The sequence below is a fragment of the Chlorogloeopsis fritschii PCC 6912 genome (assembly GCF_000317285.1).
GTDB lineage: Bacteria > Cyanobacteriota > Cyanobacteriia > Cyanobacteriales > Nostocaceae > Chlorogloeopsis > Chlorogloeopsis fritschii.
The window spans coordinates 21,986-29,170 of record NZ_AJLN01000112.1 but is presented as its reverse complement, the minus strand read 5'-3'; the positions used below and the strand labels follow the sequence as shown (position 1 = coordinate 29,170).

The window sequence follows — 7,185 nt, the reverse complement described above, 5'->3', positions numbered from 1 at the left end:
AGTAGAGTTAGCTGGGGTAACTGGATGCACCAGTAACACCAGTACTCAACCCCAAGCAAACATCCAAGCGCAACAAAAAATTCAGATTAGTGGTTCAAGCAGCACTTACCCTGCTTTGAAGGTGTTAGCTGATACTTACTCTGCTCAAGCACAAAACACTCAAGTTACTTTTTTGCCACCCAATCAGTCAGAAGCCACTATTGCTGGCGTTAAAGAAGGAATATTGGAAATAGGCAGCATAAGTAAGGTATTAAAACCAGAAGAAAATGACGGCTCAATGGAATATAGAGAAGTTTCAAAAGATGCTCTATTGGTAGCTACCCATCCTAGTGTTAAAGGTATAACCAATCTGACCACAGAGCAATTGAAGGCAATATACAGCGGTAAAATAAACAATTGGAAAAATTTAGGTGGAACTGATGCCAAGATAGTTGTATTAGATCGACCAGAGGATGAATCAGCCAAGCGCCTTTTACGGAAATATTATCTTGGTAAAGAACTAAAAAACGCACCAGATGCGATCGTACTTCGAGAAGAAAGTGATTTGATTGCTGCAATCCAGAATACACCCCACAGTGTCGGTGCTTTTTCTTTAGCCTACGCTATTTCTCATCAACTGCCAGTTAACCGCCTCAGTCTCAATGGCGTAGAACCTAGTGCAGATAATGTACGTAACGGGAAATATCAAATGGTACGCAATATTGGCATCATTTCTAAAAAGACTCCAAAAGCCCCTGTCCAACAATTTATCAACTTTACCTTCAGCGAAGCAGGAGCCGAAGTGTTACGTAAATCCGGCTTTGTCCCATCTAGCCAAAAATAACGAAAACCAGGGTAATTGGTAAAGTGATAATTAGATCGGCATATTCAAGGCTTCCTGTTGCAGCGAAACTTCTTGTACCTTTGCTTTCTGTATTACTTTGTTTATGGACAGTGGGAACATTTAGTTTTGTGCGAAGCTCTTTAGAAGCAAGTCTGCGACAAGAAACTGAAGGTTTCTCATCTTTAGTTTTAGAAGACTTGAAGCAGAAACAAGAATTGCTGCGTTTACAAGCAAGGTGGGTAGCAGATAGAAATGATGTTAGCCAAGCTACCGCATCAGGCAAAAAACCTTTGCTTCTCCAAACGTTACTACCGATTCAAGCAGCATTACAACTTAATTTTATTAAGGTTGTAGCTCCTGATGGCTCAGTTTTAGCTGAATTGCGGCAAGGAGCTATTAGTCAAGCTAAGTTACAAGACGAGCAAGTCAGTCGATCTGCAAGTTTAGGTTTGGATGTCTCGGATATTGTATCTACACAAGGGAATGCCCCGTCATTGTTGGTGGGGCAAATCTCTATTAAGTCACAAGAAAAGGTTCTCGGAGGATTAATTGTAGGTACGGAATTGAACGACGATCTACTCAAAAAAATTCGTGGGAATACACAAATGCACTTAGTTGCGTTTCAAGATTCCCAGGTTATTGCCTCCACTTTAGCTGCTGCTCGAAATACTCGCTGGCAAATACCAACACCAGAATCACCTCCACAGAGACTAAATATTGCCAATCAAGGCTATATGGTAAAAACCGTGATCCTGACTGGGGTAAGTGGCACAGCAGTGAAGGTTGTGTTACTCACCTCGGTAAAACCTTTGGAGCAGGCAGAAAGAAGCCTATGGTTGAGTCTTGCTGGATTATGCTTGCTGGGAGGGGCGATCGCTCTCATCGTTGCCATCTGGGTAACGCGTTGGCTCACCCGTCGCCTTCACAATCTGACTAGCGCCACTCAACAATTAGCTGCTGGCGACTTCAGCATCAGAATTAAAATTGATAGCAAAGATGAAGTTGGTATTCTCGCTCAAGACTTTAATTTTATGGCGGAACAACTGACGGCTAGAGACCAACAAATCTGTATTCAGATGCAACAATTAGAAAATACTTTACAAAAACTCAGGCAAACTCAAGCGCAATTAATTCAGAGTGAAAAAATGTCTAGCCTTGGGCAAATGGTTGCTGGTGTTGCCCATGAAATCAACAATCCCACAAGTTTTATTTATGGTAATCTGATTCACATTAGTGAATATACTCATAATTTATTGGGATTAGTACAACTTTATCAACAAAACTACCCCAATCCTGTACAAGCAATTGAAAAGGAAATTGTTGCTATTGAGTTAGATTTCTTAGAGGAAGATTTACCCAAACTTCTTCAGTCAATGCAGACAGGGTGCGAGCGCATTCATGAAATTGTTTTGTCCCTACGCAATTTTTCCCGCCTTGATGAATCAGATTTTAAAAAAGTAGATATTCACTCTGGCATTGATAGCACACTAATGATTCTTGCTAATCGCTTCAAAACTCAATTTAAAAGTCAAGAAATAAAAGTCATCAAAGAGTATGGCAACTTACCACGTGTTGAGTGTTACGCAGGTCAAATTAATCAAGTTTTTATGAACATTCTTAGTAATGCCATTGATGCTTTTGAGGAGAAAGAACAACAGGAAAATTTATGTATCTTGAATCCAGAAATTCATATTTGTACTAAAGTTATTAACAATGATTGGATAGCAATTCATATCAGCGATAATGGTTTGGGAATGTCTGAGGAAGTCAGATCCAAGATATTTGACCCCTTTTTTACTACAAAACAAGTAGGTCAAGGTACAGGATTGGGTTTATTTATCAGTTATCAGATTATTGTAGAAAAACACAGTGGCAGAATTGAGTGTCATTCAAAATTAAATGAGGGTACGCGATGTATTGTTAATATTCCGGTGAGACAGGCGAAAGTTATTGATATTGAAGACATTAATAGTGTGACTAACACTAGGGTGTAGGGGAGAAGAAAAAATTGTATTTTTATACACCCTGCTCCAAAACCAATAAGGGTACAAGCTGTACAAACCCCCATCAATTACCCCACACCCGACACCCTTTTTCTTGACAAATTTGGGTGTTCTCTGGCTGTCTTCTACCTTCATCTTTAGGACTTACGCAGAATCCCTCTACAATCCTCTTTCCTCCGTGTTCCCTGCGTTCTCTGCGGTTTATTATTCCATAGACTCGTGCGTAAGTCCTAATCTTGATAGGATTAGAGAAGGGCAAAGAATCAGGTTTTTTCGGGCATGACTATTTCTGGGGATAATTCATCGAACTTAATTGCAATAGCGAAAAAAACTCGCCAAGCGGCACTGAAGCTAGCAGTTCTCTCAACTGAGGCTAAAAATCAAGCTATTGAAGCGATCGCCCAAGCTTTAGAATCTGCGAAAGAGGAAATTTTGCAAGCGAATGTTGCTGATTGCCAGGTGGCGGCAAAAGAAGGAATTGCCAAACCTCTTTATAAGCGCTTGCAGTTGGACGAACATAAGTTAAGAGATGCGATCGCTGGGGTGAGAGATGTCGGCAAGCTTCCCGATCCAGTTGGTGCAGTGCAAATTCACCGCGAGTTGGATACAGGCTTAATTCTCAAGCGGATCGCTTGTCCGTTGGGAGTGTTGGGGATTATTTTTGAAGCACGCCCGGAAGCGGCAATTCAAATTGTTTCTTTGGCTATCAAGTCAGGCAACGGCGTTATCCTCAAAGGTGGCAAAGAAGCTATTCGCTCTTGCGAAGCAATTGTGAAAGCAATTAAGCAAGGATTATCTCAAACAGCAGTTAATCCTGATGCGGTGCAATTACTAACCACAAGGGAAGAAACTCTGGAACTTTTGAAATTAGATAAATATGTGGATTTAATTATTCCTAGAGGTTCTAATTCTTTTGTCAGGTTTGTGCAAGAAAATACTCGCATTCCGGTTCTCGGACACGCTGATGGTATTTGTCATCTTTGTATAGACAAAGCTGCCGATATTGATAAAGCAATTGCCATTACTGTTGATGCAAAAATTCAATATCCTGCTGCTTGTAATGCTATTGAAACTTTGTTAATTCATGCCGATATAGCCCCAAAAATCTTGCCAAAAATTGCTGAGTCTTTGCAAGCACAGAATGTAGAATTAAGAGGGGATGAACGTACACGCAAGATTTTAAATAATATCCCAGCAGCAACAGAAGAGGATTGGGAAACTGAGTACAGTGATTTGATTTTGTCAATTAAAATTGTCGATTCTTTAGAAGAAGCGATCGCCCATATTAATGATTATGGCTCTAAGCATACCGATGCGATCGTTACTGAAGATGAGGAAGCGGCAAAAACTTTCTTAGCGCTGGTGAATGCAGCAGGAGTTTATCACAACTGCTCTACTCGCTTTGCTGACGGTTTCCGCTATGGTTTTGGTGCCGAAGTCGGAATTAGCACTCAACAAATGCCTCCTCGCGGGCCTGTTGGTTTAGAAGGTTTAGTAACATATAAGTATCAGGTAACTGGCGATGGTCATATTGTCGCTAATTACACGGGTGCAGATGCTAAATCTTTTACTCATAAGAATTTAATTTAACTCATCCTCGTTCTGTTAATTGTGGCAAAATGCTAGAGAAACACCAGATAACTGGTGTTTTTTATCATCTTGATTTTCTATGACATTTGATAAACATAATTGGTTACAGCTTGCTTTAAAATGGCAAGGTTCAGTACTGCCTACCGTTTTACCCCGCATCTTTTTGTGTAGCGGATTTGCTTTTTTTATATCTCTCACTCACTATTACGGTTTTGATTTAGCAGAGCAAATTTTTAGTTCTGTTACTACTAACGTAGCATACAATTTAGTCTTAGGTTTGCTGTTAGTATTTCGGACAAATACTGCTTATGATAGGTATTGGGAAGGACGAAAAATTTGGGGCAGTATCGTTATTAATAGCCTGAATTTAGCACGGAAAATAAAACTAGCTATTGCCGAAACAGAAACTGTAGATCGAGAAAACAAAATTGCGGTATTACGGCTTTTAAGTGCTTTTGCAGTTGCTACTAAATTACATTTAAGAGAACAGTCCGATCCACAAGAGCTAGAGGCTTTTTTAACTCAAGCGCAATATCTACAACTCCAAGAAGTAAAAAACATTCCCTTAAAAATCTCTTTTTGGATTGGTGCTTATCTCAAGCAGCAGCAGGTTCGCAATTGCTTAAGTATTTATGAATTGGTTCCTATGAATCAAGCTCTAGATGCGATGGTAGAAGCATTTATAGGTTGCGATCGCATCAAAAAAACTCCCATCCCATTAGCCTATGGAATTTATCTGAAGCGATTATTACTGATTTACTGCTTTGTTTTACCATTTCAACTTGTCCACGATGTCAGTTGGTGGACTATTCCTATCGTGACTTTGATTAGTTTTATTTTATTGGGTATTGAAGAAATTGGTAATCAAATAGAAAATCCTTTTAGTAACAGTGCAAATGATTTACCAATCGATGAAATTTGCAATACATTAGTTAAAAATATTGAGGATATTATCAAAGCCGAAGATAGTCCTTTGAATAATGAAATAAAAACCTTATAGATACATTTAGTGTAGAGAGCTAGTACTTTGGCAAATTATATTGCTAAAATTTGTTGATTAGTCATGCTCAATAGTTAATTTATGTTTTATATTTAGTTTAAATATCATCTCAGTATTCATAATAAACTCTCTGTAAAATTGCACTTAATATTTTGAAAGTAAATACTCGGAGTTTGTGAAGTTTTTAGCATATATATTTACGACATATTAAGTGCCTCATGATAGGGAATTTGATGCCGATGATTGTCGTACCAAATTTTTGACTTAATATGAAAATAATAGCTATTTCTGAATTCAGAATACTTTCATTGACAGTACTTGTTCAAGCTTTATTTGTTTGCTTCGGAAGCTTTAACGTGACTGCGAGTGAAATAAAAGATTGTCAAGAGAATAAAATTTTGAGTGAATTGTGTACAGACTCTATAAAGAATAACATCCTTTTGGGAAGGCGCAATGGTTCTATTAACGACCTTAAGGAAGAACCGAGAGTTGAGGATGCGCTTGCTGGAGGAGGCGATGAAATTCCTGAAGATGATGTTAATAAGCTTCTTGCAGAGGTGAGAAAGCAAGAACCAGTAGCTCAACTATTTGAGTTCATGGGTTCTGCAAAAATACTTAGTGAAGCAGAGTACCAGAAGCTTGATCGAGCCAGACAGAAAAGGCTCTCGCAAATGAGTATTACCGACTTTGAAAGAGCTTCAAAAAAGGAAGATGCTGACCGAGATCTTGACGATACTATGACCCTCGTTTCGGCTGACGGGCGCATCTATCAAGAGCGAGTAGGAGTTATTCAGAACCTTCCAGAGCGAATCAACACGACGTCTGTTGAGCAAGTAGAAATTCCTGCTAAAAAAAGTAAACCTACAGGCTTTGTTAATTTTAAAGATCGCCTAAGCTTGAAGTCAATATTTGCTGGTATTCCAAACATTACCCTCGACTTTCTAACCGTAAATAAAAAAGGAGTAGCCGATTCCTTCCAAATAGCGGAGATTTGGGGAGGAAGTGATGGACGGCAACTGCGCACCTCTGCCAACTGGGCTTGGCGAGCAGTCGGCGTTTCGCTTCGACTACCTGATGATCTTGATTTTTCTATCTGCTCTGGTTCGATGATCGCTCCTAGAGTCGTTCTCACTTCGGCTCATTGTGTCTCGCCAGATGGAAAAAGTCTGCGATCGCGTCGGGCGGCTCCTGCGGCTCGTGGTGAAAGTTACACTGGAAACAAGTTTCCCTTTGGTACGAGATTTGTCGAATGGTATGTTTGGCCATCGAAGTGGAAGGGTCAAGATACAGCACGCTATGACTATGCAATGCTAATTCTTCGAGATATAAATTGGAGTCCAGGATGGGTATTTGTTGGTACGAAGTCCAATATTGCTTACGCAAGCCACAACACTGCTGGGTATCCTAGCAATAATAACAACTGTCAAGATGCACCACCATCAGCAAATGGGAAGTGCGACGGGTTTATGTATCGCCAATATGAAAGGATTAGAACCGCAGGCTATGGATACTTTTTCCATGAGTTTGACACTAATGACGGGCAAAGTGGCTCACCCATTTATGAGTATCAAGAACCAACTTTTCGCAAAGTTTTCGGAGTAAACGAAGGCTCAGTTGGTAGATACAACACAGCAACTCGCATTAATAAATCGAGCTTTGGCTTAATTTGTAAGGTTCTTAATGGCGATTTTAAGTATGAGATCAATGGTGAGACTCGAACAGCCAAAAGCTCCTTTTTCTCCAACCCCAAGTGCGATTAAGCCTAACTG

At 39.8% G+C, this 7,185-nt stretch carries 5 protein-coding genes; all 5 read left to right on the top strand.

Going from position 1 to position 7,185, the window contains the following annotated elements:
* On the top strand, positions 1-823 hold an 823-nt coding region (locus UYC_RS0123690), incomplete at its 5' end, for a substrate-binding domain-containing protein (protein ID WP_016874818.1).
* 128 nt (positions 824-951) lie between these two features.
* Positions 952-2,817, top strand: coding sequence for a sensor histidine kinase (locus UYC_RS0123685; RefSeq protein WP_016879691.1), 1,866 nt, complete (start codon positions 952-954; stop codon positions 2,815-2,817).
* Positions 2,818-3,105: 288 nt separating this feature from the next.
* Positions 3,106-4,416: a glutamate-5-semialdehyde dehydrogenase gene (locus UYC_RS0123680; protein ID WP_016874820.1), complete on the top strand. Its 1,311-nt coding sequence runs from the start codon at positions 3,106-3,108 to the stop codon at positions 4,414-4,416.
* Between the two features lie 79 nt (positions 4,417-4,495).
* Positions 4,496-5,416, top strand: coding sequence for a bestrophin family protein (locus UYC_RS0123675; protein ID WP_016874821.1), 921 nt, complete (start codon positions 4,496-4,498; stop codon positions 5,414-5,416).
* A gap of 356 nt (positions 5,417-5,772) precedes the next feature.
* Complete coding sequence (locus UYC_RS0123670) at positions 5,773-7,176, top strand: trypsin-like serine peptidase (RefSeq protein ID WP_235082954.1); 1,404 nt, start codon at positions 5,773-5,775, stop codon at positions 7,174-7,176.
* Positions 7,177-7,185: the final 9 nt, after the last annotated feature.

What these genes read in the sequence shown, in the direction of transcription:
- UYC_RS0123680 (WP_016874820.1), top strand. Translation starts at nt 3,106, where the DNA reads ATGACTATTTCTGGGGATAATTCATCGAACTTAATTGCAATAGCGAAA.
- UYC_RS0123675 (WP_016874821.1), top strand. Translation starts at nt 4,496, where the DNA reads ATGACATTTGATAAACATAATTGGTTACAGCTTGCTTTAAAATGGCAA.